The 23,660-nt window shown below is 55.5% G+C and carries 16 protein-coding genes; 15 read left to right on the top strand and 1 reads right to left on the bottom strand.

Annotation, left to right across the window (positions count from 1 at the left end; translation table 11 throughout):
- The first annotated feature begins 8 nt into the window (after positions 1–8).
- The 15 genes from ACESQI_RS16475 to ACESQI_RS16405 all read left to right on the top strand — a co-directional run bounded on the left by ACESQI_RS16475 (position 9) and on the right by ACESQI_RS16405 (position 21,854).
- Complete coding sequence (locus ACESQI_RS16475) at positions 9–416, top strand: hypothetical protein (RefSeq protein WP_229128640.1); 408 nt, start codon at positions 9–11, stop codon at positions 414–416.
- A complete protein-coding gene (locus ACESQI_RS16470) occupies positions 355–777 on the top strand; it encodes a hypothetical protein (protein ID WP_008762183.1) in 423 nt (140 codons plus the stop codon). Before ACESQI_RS16475 ends, ACESQI_RS16470 begins: the two co-directional genes overlap by 62 nt.
- On the top strand, positions 767–1,264 hold the full coding sequence (locus tag ACESQI_RS16465) for a hypothetical protein (RefSeq protein WP_008762184.1): 498 nt from the start codon (positions 767–769) through the stop codon (positions 1,262–1,264). Before ACESQI_RS16470 ends, ACESQI_RS16465 begins: the two co-directional genes overlap by 11 nt.
- 3 nt (positions 1,265–1,267) lie before the next feature.
- Positions 1,268–1,759 carry a hypothetical protein gene (locus ACESQI_RS16460; protein ID WP_151873892.1) on the top strand — a complete coding sequence of 164 codons (492 nt, stop codon included), beginning with the start codon at positions 1,268–1,270 and terminating at the stop codon, positions 1,757–1,759.
- A gap of 38 nt (positions 1,760–1,797) precedes the next feature.
- Positions 1,798–2,022 (top strand): hypothetical protein, encoded by a 225-nt coding sequence (locus ACESQI_RS16455; protein ID WP_032850519.1) that lies wholly within the window; start codon positions 1,798–1,800, stop codon positions 2,020–2,022.
- Positions 2,023–2,025: 3 nt separating this feature from the next.
- The gene (locus tag ACESQI_RS16450) at positions 2,026–6,153 is read left to right on the top strand and encodes a hypothetical protein (protein WP_151873891.1); all 4,128 of its coding nucleotides are present in this window, start codon (positions 2,026–2,028) and stop codon (positions 6,151–6,153) included.
- Between the two features lie 2 nt (positions 6,154–6,155).
- A complete protein-coding gene (locus tag ACESQI_RS16445) occupies positions 6,156–6,620 on the top strand; it encodes a hypothetical protein (protein WP_149921842.1) in 465 nt (154 codons plus the stop codon).
- 24 nt (positions 6,621–6,644) lie between these two features.
- Positions 6,645–10,382: a hypothetical protein gene (locus ACESQI_RS16440; RefSeq protein WP_373126579.1), complete on the top strand. Its 3,738-nt coding sequence runs from the start codon at positions 6,645–6,647 to the stop codon at positions 10,380–10,382.
- Between the two features lie 12 nt (positions 10,383–10,394).
- A complete protein-coding gene (locus ACESQI_RS16435; RefSeq protein WP_008762191.1) occupies positions 10,395–10,700 on the top strand; it encodes a hypothetical protein in 306 nt (101 codons plus the stop codon).
- Between the two features lie 12 nt (positions 10,701–10,712).
- Positions 10,713–17,459, top strand: coding sequence for a LamG-like jellyroll fold domain-containing protein (locus ACESQI_RS16430; protein WP_373126578.1), 6,747 nt, complete (start codon positions 10,713–10,715; stop codon positions 17,457–17,459).
- A 517-nt stretch (positions 17,460–17,976) separates the two neighbouring features.
- Positions 17,977–19,281, top strand: coding sequence for a reverse transcriptase domain-containing protein (locus ACESQI_RS16425; RefSeq protein ID WP_138333989.1), 1,305 nt, complete (start codon positions 17,977–17,979; stop codon positions 19,279–19,281).
- On the top strand, positions 19,278–19,763 hold the full coding sequence (locus tag ACESQI_RS16420) for a hypothetical protein (protein ID WP_008762194.1): 486 nt from the start codon (positions 19,278–19,280) through the stop codon (positions 19,761–19,763). The genes ACESQI_RS16425 and ACESQI_RS16420 overlap by 4 nt, the downstream gene beginning before the upstream one ends.
- A gap of 181 nt (positions 19,764–19,944) precedes the next feature.
- A complete protein-coding gene (locus ACESQI_RS16415; RefSeq protein ID WP_004326021.1) occupies positions 19,945–20,187 on the top strand; it encodes a hypothetical protein in 243 nt (80 codons plus the stop codon).
- A 72-nt stretch (positions 20,188–20,259) separates the two neighbouring features.
- Positions 20,260–20,904 (top strand): thymidylate synthase, encoded by a 645-nt coding sequence (locus tag ACESQI_RS16410; RefSeq protein WP_008762195.1) that lies wholly within the window; start codon positions 20,260–20,262, stop codon positions 20,902–20,904.
- Between the two features lie 95 nt (positions 20,905–20,999).
- Positions 21,000–21,854, top strand: coding sequence for a DNA adenine methylase (locus tag ACESQI_RS16405; protein WP_151873240.1), 855 nt, complete (start codon positions 21,000–21,002; stop codon positions 21,852–21,854).
- A 352-nt stretch (positions 21,855–22,206) separates the two neighbouring features.
- On the opposite strand, the gene ACESQI_RS16400 is transcribed toward ACESQI_RS16405, so the two are convergent.
- A complete protein-coding gene (locus ACESQI_RS16400) occupies positions 22,207–23,652 on the bottom strand; it encodes a RagB/SusD family nutrient uptake outer membrane protein (protein ID WP_007483987.1) in 1,446 nt (481 codons plus the stop codon).
- Between the last annotated feature and the right edge of the window lie 8 nt (positions 23,653–23,660).

Below are 23,660 nucleotides of genomic sequence, written 5' to 3'. Positions count from 1 at the left end.
AGGAGAACGTGCAGCTCCGGCGCGAGAATGCCGACCTGAAAGCGAACCAGGAGGAGATGATCCTGAAGCTGTCGTGCCTGACGAAAGAGGTCGAGCGGTTAAGAAAAGTAATAAGTAAACAATCGGTAAATGATGAAAGACAGAATCCGGGGGTGGACCCCCGTAATCCTATTATTGCTCGCCGTGTTCCTGCTGGCAGGATGCGGCACGTCCAAAGAGAGCCGGAACCTTCAGAGACAGGGCACGGTGCGGGCGGAGAGAATGACAGACAGCGCCGCCGTGTCCGCGGACGTGGCAGTAACAGCGGTGCGCAAAATGCAGGATCTTTTGGCGGACCGCCGGAGTTCGACCCTGATGCAGGAACCGGTTCCGGCACAGGAGGCGACTTTGACGATTCCCTTTCAGAACCTCCTTGACCTTCCCGAGGGTGCCGGTTACCGGCACCGGGACGGGCGTGCCTCGGTCGATATCCGCAGGCAGGGGGATTCCCTGGCAGTCACCGGGCATTGCGATTCGCTCATGCGGCGCTGCCTATTCTATGAAGAAGAAGTTTTTCGAAGGCAGGTCCGGGAAGACAGCCTGCTGCAAACAGTTGAGTTCTATAAGCAGGAACTTGTGCGTATTCGTAGCGAAACCGAACAGGACATAACAGAGGTCAAAACGGAGTTCAAACAACGTTTTAACCCCGTTAAAATCTCCCTCATTGCCTTTATCGCCGGTATGGCATCCGGCATAGTATTAACCGTTTTAATAAAGAGACGACTGTATGAAAAATAACAAGAATTTCATTTATGGCATCGCCGTCGTTACGTTCGGTGCCATGACTATCGGCTGGATCGAGAAGGGCAGCTGGGACTGGGGCGGCACGAAGCCCGAGAGTGTCGATGTCGAAGCCGAGCAGGTTCCCGACGCCCCCGTCCTGACATTGCTCCAGAAGAACGGGCAGGTATCGCCCACGTTCAACCTTATCCAGCTGGACTATAAGAATATCAAGGCCGTTTTGGGCGGCACGCTTGTAGGTCCGGCGGATGCCCCGACCGGCTGGAAGGCCCCGACCGAACTGGTGAACCTTTCGGGTCCGTGGACCATCAAGTTCGTATCCGGGCAGACGATGTCCATCCCGAACGGTACGATCCTTGCGAACCTCGGCGGGAAGCTGACGCTGACGGAGGTTTCCAAGCTGGAATGCCAGTTGAAGGTGAACAAGCCGGAGGACGGCTCTTCCCCTTACGAAATCAATGACACCGCGGCAGTGGAGGGCTAACGCATGGACGAGCGTGAAGCGAGAAAGGTGCAGAGGGAGGCATCCGAGGCATTGCTTGACCTGGGTGTCTCCCTTCCCCTGAAGGAATGGCGCCTGCCTTTCATGAAACGCCCCGTGCGGTGGCGCGTGACCATGCGCCGCCCGCGCCTTGCCGGGCAGATATGCATCGTGAGGTTGTACCTCTCGATGGGTGTCTCCCCCGAGGAGGTTTTCTCCTTTGCCGGGCGTGAGCGGCTGGAGTTCCTGGCACGGAACGGCGTCAAGGTTTCCCGCATGGTGGCCCATACCCTCTGCCGCGGCCCGGTGAGCCGGCGGCTTCTTGTCCGCCCCGTGGCATGGTTCCTGCGTGAGGCCGTGGAGCACCGTTTCCTGCTGGGCGCCCTGGAGAAGTTCATCAGCCTGATGGGGAGCGAGTCTTTTACGAGTATTATCAGCTCGATCGATCGGGCGAACCCGATGAAGTTGAGAATGAGCCAAAGAAGGAAGGGGAGTTAAGGACCGAGTTTGAAGGTTCCCATAGCCCCTTCGGTTTTATCTGGAACATCGCGAGCGCCACCGGCTGGACTGTGGAGTACATCCTGGAGAAGGTGAACTACCAGACGCTCATCCTGATGCTGTCCGACGCCCCGCGTTACGTCCGCCGGTCAGCAGCTGACTCCAAGGTTCCGCAAAGCGGTGGCGGTGGGATTGATCCGGAAGCCGCCGCCCGTGAAGCCGGCGACATAGTGAATTTTTACCAAAGCAATTTAGAACTGTAAACGATGAAGCCCGTAGAAATCGAATTCCTGATGAAGGACAACCTGACGGGGGGCCTTGACAAGGCCGGCCTTGCCGTCGATATCCTTGCCGAGAAATCGGAGAAGGCCGCCGCTGCCATCAACGCCCGTATTTTAGAGCAGCGCAAGGTCATCGACCGGGTGAATTCCGACCTGCACCGGATGGAAACGCAGCTCCAGAACATGAAGCCCGGCCCGGCGCAGGCGGAACTTGCCGCCGACGTGGCGGCCTGCCGCAAGGTCCTGGATGAGGAGCGTGCCGCCCTTGAAGGGCTTGAAAAGGAGCACCGCGAGGCGGAGAAAAGCGTCCGGAACCTCCGTAAGGAGTACGAGCGTATCTCCCTGGAGGAAGAACGCGCCGCCGCCGGCAGCAAGAGCCTGACCGACAAGATCCGGGAGCAGAAGGAAGTCATCGGGCAGATTGAAAGCGACATCAAGTCGCTGGAGAAAGCCTACCAGGGGGCCGCACCCGGCAAGGCGAAGGTAGCCGCCCTGGATGAACTGAACGCCGCGAAGAAAGCGCTTGAAGAGGAAAAGGGCGCCCTTGCTGGGCTCCAGGCTGAACAGGAGAAGACGCGTGCAAGCAGCAAACGCCTTTCCATGCAGCTGCGTGAGCTCCAGGACAACATGGCCCGCCTGCGGCTGGAAGGGAAACAGGACACCGAGGAGTACCGGAAGATGGCACAGCAGGCCGCTCTTCTTTCCGACACGCTTGCCGATCTGAACACCCAGACGAAGATCCTCTCGCACGATGACGCGAACCTCCAGGGCTTCATGTCGGGCTTGAGCGGCCTTGCCGGTCTGTTCACCACGGCCACCGGCGCGCTGTCTCTTTTCGCTTCGGAAAACGAGAACCTGGCAAAGATCCAGACGCGCGTGCAGAGCGTGATGGCCATCACGATGGGGTTGCAGCAGGTGTTCAATACGCTGAACAAGGATTCCGCTTTCCGGCTGGTGACGGTCGTGAAGATGAAGAACCTGCTGACAGCCGCCAATACCCGGCTGGCTGTCGCCCTGGGCATTTCCACCGGTGCCGCGCAGGCCCTGATGGCCACGCTTACGTTGGGTCTTTCAGCCGTTATCACGGGACTTGTCGTCGCCTGGGACAGATATTCCACCGCGCAGGAGAAAGCCGCGGAGAAAGCCCGGGAAATGGTAAAAATCGAGTCCGACGGCCGTGCACAGATGATCAAGACCCGTTTCGAGATCGAGAGCACGCTGGCAAGCCTGAAGAAGTTCACCGGCACGAAGGACGAGGAGAAGGCCAAGGTGGAGGAACTGAACCGCAAATATGGCGAGAGTTTCGGGTATTACGACACGATCGCCCAGTGGTATGACATCCTTCAGAAAAAGGGTGAAAAATACATCCGGATGCTTTTCCTCCAGGCCAAGGTGCAGAGCCTGGTGAACAAGGCCACCGAGGCGGACGAGAAGGTGAACGAGATCAAGGCCAGCCGGCCGGAAGACGTGGACGGTTCGATGGGCTGGTTCGCACGTATGGGGCTTTACATGGCCCAGAGCGATTCGTACGGACGGGTGGACGCGCAGTCCATGATATCGGAGTATAACGAGAAGGCGAAGGAAAAGGCCGTACGTGAGGCCGAGGAAGTCCGCGACGGCTATCTGGCTGAAGCCCGGAAGCTGCAGGAGGAATATCTGGATATCGGCAAGGAGTTCGACCTGGGTGACCATGCCAAACCCGACCCAAATGCCGCCAAAAAGGAGAAACAGTCGGAAGAGCAGCGTGCCTCGGAGCTTCTGAAGCTCCAGATGAAGAACCGCCAGGCAGAAATCGACCTTCTGAAGGAGAGCGGCGAGAAACGCCGCCGCCAGATCCGCCTGAACTACGACAAGGAGATCGCCGAGCTTGCCGCCCAGGAGAAGAAGTGGAAGGACGCGCAGAAGGGCGAACTGACCGGTGAGCAGGAATCCACCCTGAAGGAGGCGCGGGAGAAGGCTGCGGCGGCACGTGACGGCGACCTGGCGAAGGTGACCCGGGAAGAAAATGACGCCGCCCGCCAGTCGATGCTCGACTACCTGAAGGAATATGGCACGTACCAGCAGAAGAAGCTGGCCATCGCCCAGGAATACGCGGAGAAAATCCGCAAGGCGCAGGAGGCGGGCAACTTGGGTGAGGTGCTACGCCTCGGCCGCCAGCAGAAAGAAGAGACTGCTGCCGCCGAGATTGCCAGTCTGAAGGCGGATATCGACTGGGACGGCCTTTTCGGCAATTTCGGCGGGCTGCTTGAGGAGCAGCTGCGTCCCACGCTGGCGAAGCTGCGGAAGTATGCCGCCTCCGATGAGTACCGGAATGCAAGCGCCGAGGACAAACAGGTGATCAGCCAGCTGATCGCGAAGCTGGAGGATCGGAGCGCGGGCGGTATTAACCGGAACATGTTCAAGGATGTTTCCCGTGATCTTTCCGCCTACCAGACGACGCTGCGTGAGCTGACAGAGGCCAAAGAAAGGGAGAAGGCCGCCGCTGACGCTTTGGTGGTGGCACAGGAAAAACAGAAGAAGGCCGCTGAAAGCGGTGACCCCTCCGCCATGAAGGAAGCGGAAGAACTGGTGGCTACCGCGCAGGAAGCTTTCGACGCCGCCTCGGCGAGCGTGGCCACCCTGACAGAGGCGAACGATAAGGCGGCGCAGGACCTGCGCACGTCCAGCACGAACGCCGTTTCATCCCTCACCGGGTTTGCCGAGGGGCTCCAGAGCCTGAAGTCTGGTTCCCTTGCCGGCGTGGTTCAGGGGCTCGGCAAACTGGGCGAGGTGACGAAGAACATGGGCGGTGTGATGGGCAGCGTGGGCAGTACCCTTGCCGAGACGTTTTCAAACGGCGGCATCATCGGGCAGATCATCGCGGCGGTGCTTTCCATCCTTGACGTGCTGAAGGAAGGAATCGGTACGCTGGTAAGCGGTATTCTTGATTCCGTGCTCGGTGCGGTGAACGGTATCCTGGAGAACATCCTTTCCGGTGAACTGTTCACGCAGATCGGCAGCTCGCTTTTCTACGGGGTGAGGGACATCCTGGACACGGTGACCTTCGGCCTGTTCTCCTCGCACGGCAATGCCAGGGAGGTGAACGCGCTGGTGGATCGGCTGACCGAATCGAACAAGTACCTGACCACCGCCATCGAGAAGCTGACCGACGAGATGGCCAGCTCCGGCGGCGCACGTTCCACCGAATACTACCGGAGTGCCTACGAGAAACAGCAGCAGAAAATTGAGAACGACCGCCAGATGCTCGCGGCAAAGATGGGATACCACAGTTCGCACCACTCGAACAACTACTACATCGGCAAGGCCATGGGCAGCGGTGACTGGGACACGGTTTCCGCCTACCTGGGCAAGTCGGTGCGGGATACCGATTCCCTCTGGAGCCTTTCCCCCGAGGAGCTGGCCCGGCTCCAGGAACTTCCCGACATCTGGGAGAAACTCCATTCGGGCAAGTACGACCAGAGCCAGTGGCTTGACGAGTACGTCTCTGACGCGAACACGCTGCTGGAACTCCAGAGGCAATGGCAGGAAGCCATCACGGACACCTCTTTCGACGGTATCCGCAGCGGCATGAAGGACCTGCTGAAGGATTTCGAGACGGACTCGAAAGACGTGATCGCGAGCGTGGACGAGTTCATGGAGAACGCCATCCTGAAATCCATCGTGAACGGCACCTATTCGGACGAGCTGAAGAAATGGCAGGAGACGTTCGCCGAGTTCATGAGCGACGGTATCCTGTCGAAGGAGGAAGCCGACACGTTGCGCACCCGGTACTCGGACATTTTCGAGCGTGCCCGTGCCAAGAAGGAGGAGATGTTTGACACTGCCGGCATCACGGAGGAGGGTAAATCCACAACGCAGACCGGCCGCGCCGGCGGCTTCTCGGCCATGTCGCAGGACCAGGGCACTAAACTGGAAGGCATGTTCACTTCGGGCCTGAACCATTGGGTAAGCATTGACGAGAAGACCGAGGACGTGGCGGGCCGCATGGCCAGTGCCGAGGGACACTTGGCTAAGATTGCGGAGAATACCGGTAAAAGCGCCGGTTTCCTCGGCGAGATAAAGGAAGATATAAAACGAATCATACGTGACGGACTAAGAATGAAATCATCATGAGCATGGAACCAATCATGGGCGGGCTGTTCCTTATCAACGGCACCGATATCTGGACGGAGTACGGCGTATTCCTGACCGAAGAGAAGCGCGGCGGGCGTGACAACCTGAAAGCCATCCTTGCCGCGAGCAAGACGAAAGCGCACACCGCCGTGGACATACGTGAGGAGAACGGGGAGAAATATTCCGACATTCTGACAGTGGCCAACGAAGCGCGCGACATCACGCTGACCTTTGCCCTGTATGCCCCGGGTAAAGGGGAGTGGCTGAAGAAATACATGTCCTTCATCTCCTTCCTGAAAACCGGCGACAAAGGCTGGCTCTCGCTGTATCTTCCACAGCTGGAGCTGACATTTCGCGTGCATTACCTGGATTGTCCCGGCTTCACCCCGCTGACCTACCTCTGGCGGGAAGGCGTGCAGGCCGGCCGCTTCAAGGTGAAATTCCGCGAACCCGAACCAATCATTTAAACAACGTTCAAACACCATTCGAACATGCTTTTAACGGTATATGACAGTAACAGGCAGGCGAAGGCGGTCCTTTCCCCGGACGACAGCTCGACGCAGGTGAAGGCGATCCAGTCGGACAACGTGCTGACGCTCTCCTTCACCCTGTACGAGTATGTGGCGCTTGAGGTGAACGACTACGTGGATTTCGAGGGCGAGCGCTACTGGCTCCAGGAGCGTTACCTTCCGGATGAACGCAGCACGCAGGAGTGGAAATACGACGTGAAGTTTTACGGCATCGAGAGCCTGATGAAACGTTTCCTCGTCCTGAACGTGGTGGACGGCGACCCTGAGCCGGTATTTACGCTGACCGCCCCGCCACGGGAACACATGGCCCTGATTGTGAAGTCCATCAATGACGGCATGGGCGGCATCACCGATTGGAAAGTGGGGCGTGTGGAAGGTACCGAGAACGTGGTCATCGACTACGAGGGGAAGTACTGCCCTGACGCGCTGAAGGAACTTGCCGGCAAGGTGCCGGGCGCCGAGTGGTGGGTGGAAGGCCAGACTGTGAACCTCTGCCGTTGCGAACACGGTGAGGAGGTTACCCTGTCCTACGGCAAAGGGCTGACGGAGCTTTCCCGCGACAAGGCCGACGGCGCGAAGTTCTACACCCGCCTGTTTCCGATCGGCAGTTCCCGGAACATCGACCCGGAGAAATACGGCCACAGCCGCCTCCAGCTTCCCGACGGTGCCAAATATGTGGATGTGGACACGGAAAAGTACGGCATCCACCACCACTACGAGAAGGACGCCTTCGCGGATATCTATCCCCGCCGCGTGGGTACCGTGACCTCTGTACGCAGCGCGCAGGTGACGGATGAGGACGGCAACCCTTTCGTGATCTGGTATTTCCGGGATGACACGCTGAACTTCGATCCCAACGCTTACGAACTTGCCGGCAAGGTGAAACGTGTCTCCTTCCAGGAAGGTGGCGAACTTGCCGGTCTTGGCGAGGAAGAGGACGGCACCTACTATTTCGAGGTGAACTTCGACAGTGACACCCGCGAGTTCGAGATCATCACCATCTGGCCGTATGATGACGACACGCAGCTTCCCGGTGACCGCCTTGTCCCGAAAGCGGGTGACAGGTATATCCTCTGGAATATCCGCATGCCTGACGAATACTACGCGCTTGCCGAGGAGGAATACCTGACGGCGGTGAACAGGTACAACGCGGAGAACGCCGTCGACGTTTCCGTGTACAAGGGCCCGACAGACCACGTGTATGTCGAGCGTAACGGGATAGACCTTTACCCGGGCCGCCGCGTCCGGTTGGAAAGCACGGAGTATTTCCCGGAAACGGGTTATCGCTTGAGTCGTATCACGAAAATCACGCGGAAGGTGGCGCTCCCCTCACAGGTGGATCTTGAAATCGGTGACGCGCTTTCCACCGGCGTGATGGAAAGCCTGAAGGGGAGTATCGAGGAGGTGAGGAATTATACCAGAACGGCCGGCGCGAACCTTCCCGACATCATAAGGAGCTGGGATAACACGCTTCCCACCGACAACAACCTTTTCTCGGCCAGAAGAAGCCAGGCGGAGTTCATCAGCAAGAAGAAGGCCGACCGCGCGAAAAAGAAAATCACCTTCGAGGAGGGCGTCGGCATCGGTCCGGAGGAGAACGGCCACATTGACGGCAAGGGCAACGCCGAACTGCTGACCCTTGTTGTGCGTGAGCTTCTTCGCAGCCCGAAATTCGTGGACGGCCTTTTGGGTGAGGGTTGGCGGTTGTGGATGGAGGACGCCCTTTCGCACCTTACCATCGACAAGCTGACGGTGCGCCAGGTCATGGTGGTGCTGGAACTGCTTATCGAGAAGGTTCGCAGCGTGGGCGGCCAGCTCTGTGTGTCCGCCGCCAATGGCAAGATAAAGACCGCCGTTCCGGAGGACGGCTTTTATAAAATCACCTTCGAGCAGGCGAATACCTTCCGGGCGCATGACCTGATGCGTTGCGCCACGTTTACCGGCGGGAACCTGAAAGGCTACTGGGTGGAGGTTGCCGGCGTGGAGGGTGATTCCATCCTCGTGGGCGTGGATGAGTTCGGAACTTCCCTGCCTGCCCCCGGTGACGAATGTGTGCTGATGGGTAATACGGAAAACCCGTTGCGCCAGAACCTGATCCTGATATCCGCCACCGAGGACGGGCAGCCCCGCATGGACGTGATGGACGGCGTGAAGGCGAAAAACTTCACCGGCTGCCTTCGTGCCCGCCTGGGTAACCTGGACGGCATCAGCGACGACTGGTTCCCGGCCGACAACCAGCCGCACGGCAACGGCCTTTACAGCGACAACGCCTATCTGCGCGGGACATTCCTTTTGGTGACAGGCGAGGATATCAAGACAAAATTCGAGATCGTCGAGGGACGTATCACCAGTGTGGTGACCGCTCTGCGCCAGGACTTCGCCACCGATCGCGGGTATCTGAATAACCCCGCCTTTGATGACGGCCTTATGAAATGGAACACGGAAAACGAGACGGTGTTCTTCCTTGTGGGTAACCGCTGGGTCTGGGCGAACGGCAATGTGCTGACGAAGAAGGGTGACGGCGCGAGCGTGACCGAGGATGACGGCCGTAAGGTCGTGCGTATCCGGGGTAAGTACATTCTCCAGAAACGTGAGAACCTGAAAAGCATCCCCTCCATGCCTGAAAACGGCAGCGGGGAGAAGGAAGCCGTCCCGGTGTACCTGACCTTCTTTTACCGTTGTGCGGTCGGTGGAACCCTGCGGGTGGAGTTCGTGGGTGTTGACAAGACGGGGTTCGCCAACTTCAACAGCATGGAAGTGGAAGAGGAACTGCCCGCGACTGACGGCTACGTGCAATATACCTGTAGCGGTCTTTGGAACGGTACGGGAGACTTCAAGCTGTCTTTCACCGGGGACATCTACCTGTACATGCTCATACTCTCTACCGACCGCGTGGAATCGCTGGCGCACCGTTATAAAACACTTTTCGAGCAGTCGGAGCGTCTGGTGAAGATTTCGGCGGCTGTCTTTGATAAGGACGAGAATATGTTGGAAGAGACAGGTCTGATGGTTACTTCCAAATATTCCGGGTTATATGCCATTGACGGCGACGGAAATTTAAAATCCCTTGTTGGTGTCGGCGGTGACGGTATAAAAATCAAAGGCGACTACATTACCCTTGAGGGGCTTGTTACGGCTAACAATAATTTTAAAATTTTGCAAGATGGTAGTATTGAGACGCGCAATGCAAAAATATACGGGACCGTTCATGCCCAAGATGGCAAGATCGGCGGTTTTACGATAGAGTCCGGCCGTTTGTTCTGGAAAGCGGGTGATTATTTCGGCAACGATTCCCGCAGTTTGAAACTCGGAGTGTCCCAGACCGATATGGATGGGGTTGTGGATGTCGCTTTCAATGCCGCCACTCAGGGGCGGTTCGGAGTGAAGGTTGTCGGTTCCAATACGGGCGGTGCCGCCATTTATGCTTCCAGCAAATCATCCGGACAAAGTTACCCGGTAAGTGCCAATTCTTATGCCGGCTTTTTTGACGGGGGCGTACATGTGAACGGTGCGGTATATTGTGGCGACATCCTTTCGAACAATTATGGTACGGAATGGACTTTGGGCAGTGACGGGACCTATACTTACCGGAAGGGTGTTTCCGGGACTTTCAGATGGTCTGTGAAGAATGATTTTCTAACTAATAATTATACCCTTGAAGTTGTCAATGGTATTGTTGTCAAAATGTTGGGTATTTAATATCATGTAATTATGAAGGTAAATTTTAATGCGGATTTTAAGGATTTTAATGGTGAACCCCTGCTGGTTGATGGCAACCCGCAGGTAATCGGTCATATCGTGGCCCAGTGCCTTTTCAACGGGACGGGTATTCGTCCGAGTGGCAATATGCAGACAGACAACGGTAAGAAGATGCGTGCGTATCACCTTTGTATGCGGATAATGGACACTGGCGGTGAGATTGAAATCACATCGGAAGATGCCGTGTTGATAAAGGAGGCTGTTTCCGGACTGACTCCCGGCTGTTACTCGCAGGTTGTACAACTGATAGAAAGATAAGGAGGATAATTTATGGCACTGACAGAATCTGAAAAGAATGAATTGAAGAAGGACATCCTGAACTCCATCAAGTCTGAGAGCCAGAGTGTCGATGAACTGGCCGAGGTCACCTCGCTGGACAATATCAAGAGCCTTCCTGCGATGCGCGGCCAGGAGGTCGTGCTTGCGCCGGTTGCGTTGCTCCGGAAACCGGCGGAGGATGCTGCGGCGGTGGCTAACGCTGCCGCCACGAAGGCCAATAATGCCGCGACCGGCGCCACCAATGCGGCCCAGACCGCGACGAACGCCGCCGGTACCGCAAACAGGTCCGCTGAAACCGCCGATGCCGCTGCCGGTACGGCCACCGCCGCCGCCAAGAAGGCGGAGGATGCCGCCGCAGCCGTGGACGGCAGCCTGGTGGGTAGCATGACAGCCGTCCCTGACGAGAAGAACGACACGGTGAAACTGACCATCCTGGGCCGTAATGGGCAGGCAATCACCTCCACCGACATTCCCGGCGGTACGGGTAGCGGCGGCAACACGTACAACGTGACGGAGGAGGTTCCGCTGGAGAACGGCTACTATACCCTGGAGACGGCCATCGCCGCCGTAAACGTGAAATACCGGCACAAGGGCCGTTGCATCACCTACGAGGCCGCGCAGGGCAGATGGGAGACGAAACAGTTCACCGGCACGAGCGTGGAGAGTTGGGAACAGGCCGCGAGCTGGGAGGATTTCGGCGGGGCCGGCACGATGAAGAGCCTGACGGTGAACGGTGAGAAGCAAATCCCCGATGCGGAGGGCAACGTGAGCCTGACCATCGATAAGCTGGAGGTTGACGAGAGCCTGAACGCCGAAAGCACGAACCCGGTCGAGAACCGTGCCGTGGCGGCCAAGCTGGGCGAGGTGGAAGCAAACACCATCTTCGACAGCTCCGCCGAACTGAGCGACGACGAGACCACCGTCCACGTGAGCCTGAAGAACAAAAGCGGCGTCGAGGTGACCGGTTTCGACATCCCTGCCGGAGGCGGCGGTGGCGGCGGTGAGGGCAGCACGACGAAGATAGTGCTTGGCGCAAGTGTTGACAAGCCCACCGTCAAGGAAGGCGACCCGGTAAGGCTGACCTATACCTACGACCACCAGTACGGCAGCGGCGACGAGAAGGGCGAGAGTACCGGCCAGAAAGCGAAAATCACCGTCCAGGTGAGGCGCGGCGCCACCACCACCTATTCGGAGACGGTTCAGGATGTGAGCAAGGGCACGTACACGCTCGACCTGACGAAATACCTCCTTTCCGGCACGAGCGACATCTACGTGATAGCCGAGACCACCGACCCCACCACCGGCAAGGCGCAGAAGCGGCAGGCGTACGTTAGCGTGCGCAGCGTGACGCTGGCCCTGTCCAGCAGCTACAATATCGCCTCCGGCCTGGCTTCCGGCGGTTATGGCGCGCAGGAGACCGTGAACATCCCCTACGGCGTGAGCGGCACCGGCACGAAGGTGGTGACCCTTTACGTGGACGGCAAACAGCAGAACGCCCACACGGTCACCCGCAGCGGTACGACCAACAGCAGCTTCCCGCTCTCCATGTCCTCCCTGTCGGTAGGCCGGCATACCGTCCAGATGGTCGCCGAGATGGATGCCGGCGACGGCCTGACGCTCAAAAGCGAGAGCATCCATATCGATATCCTGAAGAGCGGCAGCAGCGTCCCCTACGTGGGGCTGATGGTCACCCACCGGGACGGCCGTATCCTTACCGGTGCCGACCACCTCTCCCCGGTCATCGAGGTGGGGCAGTACGAAAACTGCGAGTTCAAGTTTGCCGCCTACGATCCCGGTACCACCCCGGCGGGTGTGGGCATCTACAGGAACGGCACGCTTCTCCAGACGGTGAGCGTCCCGCGTACCGCCCAGACCTACCGGAACCGCTTCACGGAGCAGGGCCGACAGCAGATGCAGCTGAAGGTCGGTGCCACCGCCTACACTTTCCACATTGACGTGGTCGAGAGCGGCATCGACATCAGCGAGGCCACCTACGGCCTTCAAGTGAAGCTTAGCCCGTCCGGCCGCAGCAACAGCGAGAGCGACCCGGCGCGGTGGGAGTATAACGGCGTGAAGACAATCTTCGAGGGCTTCGACTGGAGCAGCAACGGCTGGACGGGTGACAGCCTGAAACTGACGGGCGGGGCGAAGGCCGTCATCGGCTACCAGCTGTTCAAGGATGATGCCGGCGCCTCCGGCGCTACCATCGAGATGGAGTTCCGGGTATCGGGTGTGACGGACCGTCAGGGCGAGGTGATCAGCTGCATGGATAAGGGGAAAGGCCTTAGTGTCACGAGCGAGGAGGCGAGCATCAAGACCGGCACCATCCTGCACTACACGAACGAGGACGGTGAGGACGCGAGCCGTGAAATCAAGATCGGCACGAAGTTCGCCCCCGAGAAGTGGCTGAAGGTCGCCTTCGTCATCGGCAAACGCGGTGACGGGCGCCTGATGGAACTTTACGTGAACGGCAACCGTGCCGGTGCTGACATCTACGACAACAGCTACTACTTCCGCCAGGACACCCCGGCGGGTATCACCGTCGACAGCGCGTCCGCTGATGTGGAACTGAAGAACATCCGTATCTACAACCGTGCCCTGAGCGATGACGAAGTCCTGGATAACCGGATGGTGGATGCCGGCAGCAGCGACGACATGATGCGCCTGTACGAGGAGAACGACATCCTGGGCGGCAGCGGCGACGTCGATATCGACAAGCTGCGCGCCAAGGGGAAGGGCGTGATGCGCATCGTCCGCAAGGGCGGCCTTGACGAGGTGAACGAGACGAACAACAAGAAGACCGACTTCATCGCCGACGTCTATTTCTGGTCCCCTTTCGGCAAGGAGTACGATTTTGTCCTCCGCGACTGCTACATCCGGATCCAGGGTACCAGTTCCACGAAATACCCGAGCAAGAACATCCGCATCTACTTCACCAAGGGCGGCGCGAACCTCAGTTTCGAGATCAACGGTACCCCGGACCCCCTTGGCGGCAACAGGTACATGATGCGCCCCGGGAGCATCCCGATGGACCTGTTCTGCATGAAGTCCGACTATTCCGACTCGTCCATGACTTTGAATACCGGTGTGGCGAAGCTGTACAACGACGTGATGCTCGAACTGGGCCTTCTGACCCCTCCGCAGCGTTACCAGCTGGAACAGGCGGGCGGTGACCTGAACGCGGTGAAGGTTAGGCAGAGCATCGACGGTTTCCCCATCGACGTGTTCAGCGCGGAGACCTCCGACGGGGAGAGCACCTACTACGGGCAGTACAACTTCAACAACGAGAAGAGCAAGAGCGGCCGGCTGTTCGGCATGGAGGGGCTTGACGGTTTCACCCCTTCCTGCCCGATGACGCTGGAGACGCTGAACAACGGCGAGAGGGTCTGCCTTTTCCAGAGCTCCGGCGACGCGGACCTTGCCGCCGGTTTCGATGCCGGCCTGGAAACCAACTACCCGGACGACGTGAAATGGGCGGGCCTGAACACGGCCCAGCAGTCCGCACTGAAACGCCTTTTCGGCTGGATCCGTTCATGTGTCCCGGCAAACGCCACCGCGGACGACCTGGGCACCTTCGTGAGTGAAAAGTTCAGGACGGAAATCGGCCAGTATTTTGATGTGGACCACCTGCTGACCTACTACGTGCACACCGACTACTTCGCGAGCGTTGACCAGCGCGCGAAGAACATCCTCCTGCGTACCTGGGACGGGCTGGTCTGGTACACCACCTATTACGACGGTGACACCCAGCTTGCCAAGAGGAACGACTGTTTCCTTGCCTACGACTACACGCTCGACCGTGACACGTGGGACGCGGAGGCGGGGAAATACGCCTTCGAGGGCCGCGACAGCTGGCTTTGGAACCTTGTGTTGGCCAACCTGCAGGACGAGCTGAAAGCCTGCGCCGCCGCTTACCGCGCGAAAATGACGGTCGATCGCGTGCTGTCGATGCTTGACGTCGAGCAGGCGGGCAACTGGAGCGACCGTGCGTACAATAAGAGCGGCTACCTGAAGTATATCCGCCCGAACATGGAAGAGGTTTACGGCAAGAAATGGCCGTTCATCTACGCCCTTCAGGGAAGCAACGCTGCGCACCGCAGTTACTTCGTGAAGAACCGTTTCGCCCTTCTGGACGCCAAATACGGCACGAGCAACTTCACGAGTGACAACATCGACCTGTATATGGCCCGTACCTCCTCCGATGCCGCCGACGTGGTGAAGATTACGGCGAGCGAGGTGTACGCCTTCGGTTACGGCACGAACAACAGCCCCAATATCGCGGGTACCGGCATCGTGGAGGGCGGCAAGGTGGCCACCCTTCAAATCACGGGGGCCTACACGGTAAACGACCCCCTGCGTATCTACGGCGCGAGCCGCATGCGTGTGCTTGACATGACCGGCGCCTCGGACCGCCTGAAGAACGGCTTTGACCTGGGTAAATGTACCGTATTGCGTGAGCTGAACCTGCAAAGCCCCTCCACCGGCTCTACTGGCTGGTGGCTGAACCTCGGCAGCTGCCGCCAGCTGCGTAAGGTGAACCTGCGCAACCAGGCACAGGCCAAGACCGGGAGCAACACCAGCACCGAGCTTGACTTCACGAACCAGACCAAGCTGGAGGAACTTGACGCGAGAGGCACACAGGTGCAGAGCGTGACCTTTGCCAAGGGTGCTCCGCTGACGAGAGCCTGGCTTCCCGGCACGCTGACCGTGTTGAAATTGGAATATCTGGGCAAACTGGCTACAAGCGGGCTCACGCTGGAGAACTACAGTAAAGTGAAGACGCTTATCGTTGACGGCTGCCCGGGTCTGAACTGGGAAACCCTGCTGAACCGCTGTTCCGGCGTGGAACGCATCCGCGTGACCGGCATCGACCGGGAGGACGACGGCACATGGCTGAACCGGTTCATGAAGATGGGCGGCGTGGACGCAGAAGGCAACGCCACGGACACGTGCGCGCTGGCGGGTACGGTGCGCCTTACCAACTATGTCGAGGATGAGAGATACGAGGCGTTGAAAGCCCATTTCCCGGAACTGAACATCCTCCAGCCCGAATACACGATGATCGAATCCGACGACGATGTGGCCGATGATGCCAATATCAGCAACCCGGACAACAGGACAGGTTACAAGTACGGTACGCCTTACAGGACGAGCGGGCATATCGCCGCCATCCTGAAACAGCGTCACCGTGTACTGGCGAAAGTGACCAAGAAAGCCACCACGCGCAGCGTGAAGATCGCGAACATCGATACGACGGTGAACAATCTCGACGGTGAGATGACCTATTACCCGCTTGACGACAATAATTCCAACTATTACGCCGATGGCAGCCCCGCCAAACTTGACGGCAGCGAGGGCGACTGGATGATGTTCGAGCCCTTCTTCTGGTCAAAGGGCATCAATGACTACCTGAACGGCAAGCATTACTCCTGCTACAGCAGCAAGGGCCGGGATGACATGCCCTCCGTTCCTGACGCCGATATCCTCACGCTGGATGACATCAAGGAAGCCGGCGGTTACCTGAGCGGTCGTAAGATCATGAGCGGCAAGGACACGCTCGCGAACAGCTACAGTGCCGACACCACGTATTCCGTCTGCAAGGTGAACGTCAGCGGGCACAAGCGTGTCCGGTTCCCGAGCGTTCCCGGTACGAACCTTGTCGGCAGCGTGTTCACTGACAATACCGGTGCCGTAGTCAGTTCCATCGTTGTTCCGACCCTCTCCAACAAGTTCGAGGCGGGCATGTACCTGATCGCTGACGTTCCTGCCGATGCCACAGCGCTGCACTTCTCCGTTCTGAACACCGCGGAGTTCGACAAGGTAGTGCTTTCCAACTCCGACAGGATCGAGGACATGGAGCCGGACTGGGTAGCCAATGACGAGCACCTTTGCGCGGTTGTGGGCAGTTCGGTTGTCGGTTCCAAGCTCCGTGCCTGTATCACCGGCGGCAGCACTACGGCGAGCATGAGCTGGGCCGACTTCCATTATTACTCTGTCCAGCGCGGCATGCAGCAGATTGACGCGCTGATGCACTCCCGTATCGCCAACCTCTTCTACGCCGCCTATGGCCGTCGTGACAGCCAGGAACAATGCGGCGCGGGCCAGCATACTAACAACCGTATCACCGGCGGTACCGCTTCACGCGGCATGACCGATACGATAGGTTATGAAGAGGCGCACGCCATCAACCCGAACGTGACGAACTCGCTTGTGGACAACATGGTCCACCAGTACGCCTGGTATCGCGGCGAGGATGACTACGGCGGTGCTACAGTCACACAGGTGAACAATATCTGCTGCCTTGGCTACGAGGATATCTACGGTCATAAGTATGACATGATGGACGGTGTTGACCTTCCTAATGACAGCGGCAACGCCGGCAAGTGGCGTATCTGGATGCCTGACGGCACGACCCGCATGGTGAAAGGAGGCACAAGCTCGGGTGTATGGATAACGGCCGTTGCACATGGCAAGTACATGGACGTGGTTCCGGTGGGCTCCGTTTCGGGTTCTTCCTCGACGCATTATTGCGATATGTACTATATATCCACCGCAGCCAGCCGTGTGGTTTATCGTGGCAACAACAGCGCGTACCCGAATGGCGGTGTCTCGATGTCGTATGCGTTTTACGATTTCTCGTTTACGAACGCGCACATCGGTTCTCGTCTGGCCTTCCGCGGCCGGCTCGTCAAGGCGGCAAGCGTCGCTGCGTTCAAGTCGGTAAGCGAGGTGGCATGACCGGCCGCGTAAAGCGTCAAAGCGGGAGCGAAGCGACAAAACGTCCGGTGTTCCCCTTGTTCGGGGAACACCGTTCTTTACGGGCGTCAGCCCGTTGAAAAATTTTTGTTTCCGGGGTTTTGTACCTGTTTGTTAAATAATAATTTATGAAAAATTGTACTTTTGCATTCAAATTAAAAGGTGGCGCTTCCCCATAAGCCGTGTGGTTTATCGTGGCAACAACAACGCGAACCCGAATGGCGGTGTCTCGATGTCGAATGCGAATAACGATTTCTCGAATACGAACACGAACATCGGTTCTCGTCTGAACAACAATCGAAAAGAAATTTTAATCGGCGTACAACACCGGGGACTTGTCCCCACCGTGGTGCCGAGGGAAGCAAGCCTCAGTAACAGCAGCCTTTTCGGGGCTGGAAAACTGAAAAATAGAGTGTCGGGAGGGTTTGGTAGGCCGGAAACGGTTCGAAGAAGCAGTGCCCGGGGGATTGAAGGCCCCAAAATGGAAAACAAAAGAAATATGCACAGAGCAGGTTTTGTAATAGAGGAAATCGTGAAGCCCTCCAACATGGAGGAGTCTTTCCTTCAGGTCCTTCGCGGCAGGAGGCGTAAACGCAGCCGCCAGGGACGCTACCTGCTTGCGCATAAACCCGAGGTGTTGGAGGAACTGGCCGCGCGTATCTCGGACGGTACTTTCCGTGTGAAGGACTATCGTGAGCGAGAGATTTTCGAGGGCGGCAAGCTGCGCCGTATCCAGGTAATCCCTATGTACGACCGTATCGCCGTACATGCCATCATGACGGTGGTGGACTGCCATTTGCGGAAACGTTTCATCCGTACCACCTCTGCCAGTATCAAGAAGCGGGGTATGCACGATCTTCTGTCGTATATCCGTCGTGACATGGTCGAGGATCCGGAGGGTACGCGGTACTGTTACAAGTTCGACATCACCAAGTTTTATGAGAGCGTGAAGCAGGACTTCGTGATGTATTGTGTCGGCCGGGTGTTCAAGGACAAGAAACTCATCGCCATACTTGACAATTTTGTCCGGCTGATGCCCGAGGGTTTGAGTATCGGGCTGCGTAGCTCGCAGGGTCTGGGTAATTTGCTTTTGTCTGTGTTTTTGGATCATTACTTGAAGGACAAGTACGGTGTCCGTCATTTCTACCGTTATTGTGATGATGGTGTCGTATTGGGTAAAACGAAAGCGGAATTGTGGAAGATTCGTGATATCGTCCATGGGCATATTCAGCATGTCGGTCTCCGGGTGAAGGGGAACGACCGTGTGTTTCCCCTGGGCGAGGGCATCGATTTTCTGGGATATGTGACTTTCGGTGCGGACCACGTCCGTCTGCGCAAGCGCATCAAGCAGAAATTCGCCCGAAAAATGCACGAGGTAAAATCAAGAAGAAGGAGGCGTGAGCTGATAGCGTCGTTCTACGGGATGGCCAAGCACGCCGACTGTCATACGTTGTTTAAAAAATTAACAGGCAAAGACATGAGATCATTTAAAGACTTGAACGTCGCTTATAAGCCCGAAGACGGCAAAAAGCGATTTCCCGGGGTGGTGGTAAGCATCCGGGAACTGGTAAACTTACCGATTGTAGTGAAGGACTTCGAGACGGGCATCAAGACCGAGCAGGGAGAAGACCGCTGTATCGTGGCCATCGAGATGAACGGTGAGCCGAAGAAGTTCTTCACCAACAGCGAGGAGATGAAGAACATCCTCTCGCAAGTGAAAGAGATGCCCGACGGCTTTCCTTTTGAAACAACCATCAAGACGGAAACCTTTGGGAAGGGTCGAACCAAATACGTATTTACATGAAACGAGTTGAAGGAACAGCCGGGGTGAAGCTGCTGGAATGCGTGAACCCGGTGAAGAACACGTGGCGCATCCGTTGGGACGTGCGGGAAAGGGAGGACGGTTCTGCCGACTATATGGAGGAGAACTTTTTAGGGAAGCCCTCCGGTGAGATAATAAGAAGCGTTATCCTGGGCTGGTACAACGAACAGATCGACCGGGAGATACTTTCCGGCTTCGTTTACGAGGGTATGCCGGTGTGGCTGTCAAGTGAGAACCAGTTCAACTACAAGGCGGCCCACGACCTTGCCGTGCAGAACGGCGGCGCGACGCTTCCGGTGACGTTCAAGTTCGGAACGGATGAGGAACCCCGGTACCGGACGTTCGGGAAGCTGGAGGAACTGACGGACTTCTATACGAAAGCCATGAAGCACATCCAGGATACACTGGCTGACGGCTGGAAAAAGAAAGACGCTTTTGATCCGGAGAAGTACCGGGTGGAATAAATCCTTCGGGGGGAGGATAAGAAAAAAGCCCCCGGCCTGTTAATATAGACGCCAATCATTTATTAACAACACACCCAAGCGGCGCGCGACCGGGGGCAAATACCCTCTGTCACGCCACTTGGGTGTTTTTTTTGTTGTCTAAAAAATGATTGGCGATGCAAAGATATAATTTTTTTGTTGTATGAAAGTGATTGAGATACTAAACTTTAACCGGGAGCTGTTGAAAAGGCTCCAGGCGGCCGGCATCCGTCTGGAGGATGCCCGGTATATCGACCTGTACGCGGACTATACCCGTCTGCTGGACCAAGGTGAGAAGGTCTCGTATGCTGTGGCCGTACTGTCCGAGAAATATTCGGTGAGCGAGCGCAAGGTTTATGCCCTGGTAAAACGTTTCCAGAGTGACTGCAAGACGCTTGCAGTGTGAACGGGGTGTTTTATGCCGTAGGGAGTGCCGTTTCCCCTTATCTTTAGGGTGTTTCAATTTTAGAAGGAGGAAATGGCTATGAACAAGTATTACCGTATCCTGGACAAGATTCTTGTCGCGGGAAAAACACAGACCAACAAGAAGGGAAACATACAATACCTTCTGAACGAGCAACTGTCGCTGACTCCGGCAGACCTGCTTGACATATTCGAGGGGCATAATATCGCCCGCAAGAAACTCCGCAGCGAGCTCCAACTGTTCATGCAGGGGGAACGTAATGTAGAGAAGTACCGGGAGGCCGGCATCAACTGGTGGGATTATTGCGGTTCTATCCTGGTGAACAGTTACCCCACATATTTTGAGAAGCTTCCTCCGTTGATAGCGAAAATCAACCGGGAGAAACGCAACAGCAAGAACTACGTGCTTTTCCTGGGTGAGACCGGTGCGGAAAGCAACCAGGCGCCCTGCCTGAGTCTGGTGCAGTTCCAGCTGGACGGTGGTGAACTGGTTCTGTCCGCCTACCAGCGCAGCAGCGATGCGAACCTCGGACTGCCTTCCGACATTTACCACCTGTACCTGATGGCCCGGCAGATAGAACTTCCCCTGAAGTCGATCACCCTCTACCTGGGCAATGTACATATCTACGAGAATAATATCCCGGGTACACGTGCGTTGATCGCCGGTGACGAGACGGTCCGCTTCGGGCTGAACGTGTGATTTGCTGTATATGCCTTGCAGCGGGAACAGTTCATGTTTCCCGCTGTTTTTCGTTTATTCTGGGGACCTTTGCGGCCGTTTTAAAGCAGAATGAAATGAGAAAGATGTATTTGTCCGCCCCGCTTCCTTTCGTGGGGCAGAAACGCATGTTTGCGAAGGAGTTTATCAAGGTGCTGGGACAGTTCCCGGACAGCACCGTGTTTGTGGACCTGTTTGGCGGATCGGGCCTGCTGTCACATATTACCAAATGTGTCAGGCCTGATGCCGTCGTTGTGTATAACGACTTCGACAACTACCGCCAGCGGCTTGCGAATATCCCGGTCACCAATGTGCTGTTATCCGATTTGCACCGGATAGCTGAAGGGAAACCCAGAAACAAACGTATAACCGGGGAGGTTCGCAATAAAATGTTTGCCCGTATTGAGAGGGAAGAGAAGGAGCACGGCTACGTGGATTATATCACGATTTCCGCATCTTTGTTGTTCGCCATGAAGTACGTGACTTGTTTGAAAGAAATGAAGAAAGAGACCATCTACAATAGGATTCGGAGGACTGATTATCCCGAAGCGGAAGATTACCTGGAAGGAATTACCGTCACCTGCGAAGACTACAAGGAAGTGTTCAAACGTTACAAGGATGTCCCGGGTGTGGTGTTCCTGGTTGATCCGCCGTACCTTTCCACTGAAGTAGGAACCTACAAAATGTATTGGCGCCTGGCTGACTATTTGAACGTATTGAACGTGTTGAAAAGACATGCATTCGTGTACTTCACCTCAAACAAGTCTTCCATCCTGGAACTGTGTGACTGGATGGGTCGGAACCCGTTTCTTGGCAACCCGTTCAAGGAATGCAGGAAAGTGGAATTTAGTGCAAACGTAAACTATCAAGCCAAATATACAGACATGATGCTGTACACGGTACCGGATGAAGAGCAGACAATCGCAGCCTAACACTGCATAAAGATAGTGATTTATTTTGAATCGGCAATGGCTTTTGAATGGTATTTTAAAGTTGTTCAAGGAAGGTTCAAGTGAAAGAAAAACGGTGGGCTTTGGTCATGCAGAACAGGACCGCGCTCACCGTTTTTTTTGTACGCGTCGTTTTTGTACTTTTTGAAACGCATCGTTTTTGTTAAGCGGCACGTATGGTTTTTCCGGATTTATTTATTTAAGCAGAATATCAATCCTATATACTTTTATATTAGATAAGGAAAAATAGAGGTCATTCTTTCACAAGAACGACCTCCCAAAACACTTTATTTATAATTATAGCCACCCTATTATGTATGGCTAAAATTCCAGCTTAATTATATTCCGGATTTTGCTGAATATTTGTGTTAGCATCTATTTCAGCTTGTGGTATCGGCATAATAGTACGATAATCATTCCAGTTAACTGTCACCAGGTCAGTTGCATTCAGGAAATGATTTCCACCTTTACGAGTGATTTCTATACCTTGGCGAAGTACATCATATAAACGGTGTCCTTCCAACACCAACTCTTTACGACGCTCTTTCATTATCAAATCCAATGTCGCTGTAGTTTTTACAGTTGCAGAATTAGCACGATTCTGAATCTTATATAAGTAATCGTCCGCCAATGTCTGATCCGGAGCAGCTTTCTTCAATGCAGCTTCAGCACCAATCAAATAGATATCAGATAAACGAATGACACGTACATTATTAACAGCTACTGAACCTGCACGTCCCGGATATTTATTAATAGTACGCTTTGTACCATTTTTATCCGTAATCAATAAACCTAAACGCACATCATTGGGATCCTCATTTAACAAATCAAGAAAATCCTTAGTCGCCACAACAGCTCCGTACTCAGAAGGAGCAACCACAGCTCCCCAAAGTTCACGGCCTCCTGCATAGGTCGTACTGGATAAAGCCAAATCAAAAATAGACTCACTCGTTTCTTCCAGTTTCCACGAATCTACATAATCTGAATTTTTAATCAGTTCATAAGGTCCATTCTCCACTACGTCTTTCGCATAGCCATAAGCAGCGTCATAATCACCTTTATAAAGATTGACACGAGCCAACAATGCTTTTACAGCCCATCTATTAAAGTGACCGTAATTTTTGTTCTCATCAATAAAGCTCAATGCATCTGTTAAGTCCTCTAATACAGCTGCATACCCTTGAGCTACAGTCTGACGAGCAGGAAGTTCTGCAGCAGTTAATACCTCCTTCACAACCGGAACTCCCAAAGAAGCACCATTATCTTTCAGATAAGGAGCTCCGTAAGTTATCAATAAGTTGAAATGGGCCAATGCACGGATAGCTAAGGCTTCGCCTTTTGAATTCTTAACCACATCAGACATTGGAACCTCTCCTTTATCTATTGCTTCCAATAATACATTAACACGATTGATTACTGCATAAGGAGGAAACCAAAGATCATCGGGAGCATTATTCTGACGATACGTGTATCGATAGTATTGTTCTGTACGATCACTTGTTTTGTTCGTCTGCGTATCATCTCCCCCGACTTCTGCACGTGCTATAAAATCAACTCCATAATAATAATAGCTGGTGTTATCTTTATCAGATACGCTTATCAATCCTGCATAGGCTCCATTCAAAGCTGTTTTTGTATCCTCTGCAGTAGTAATGGCTCCATCACTAACCAAAGAATCAGAAGGTAATGTAGTAAGGTATCCATCACAGGAAGTGAGGCATACGGAAGTCGCTACAATGACCGTCGTAAAGATTGATTGTATATTCAATTTTTTCATCATTTTCGTTT

The organism is Bacteroides sp. HPS0048 (assembly GCF_964240755.1).
GTDB classification, from domain to species: Bacteria; Bacteroidota; Bacteroidia; order Bacteroidales; family Bacteroidaceae; genus Bacteroides; species Bacteroides nordii.
Note: the sequence above shows the minus strand (reverse complement) of the source record. Positions and strands in the feature narration are given on the sequence as shown.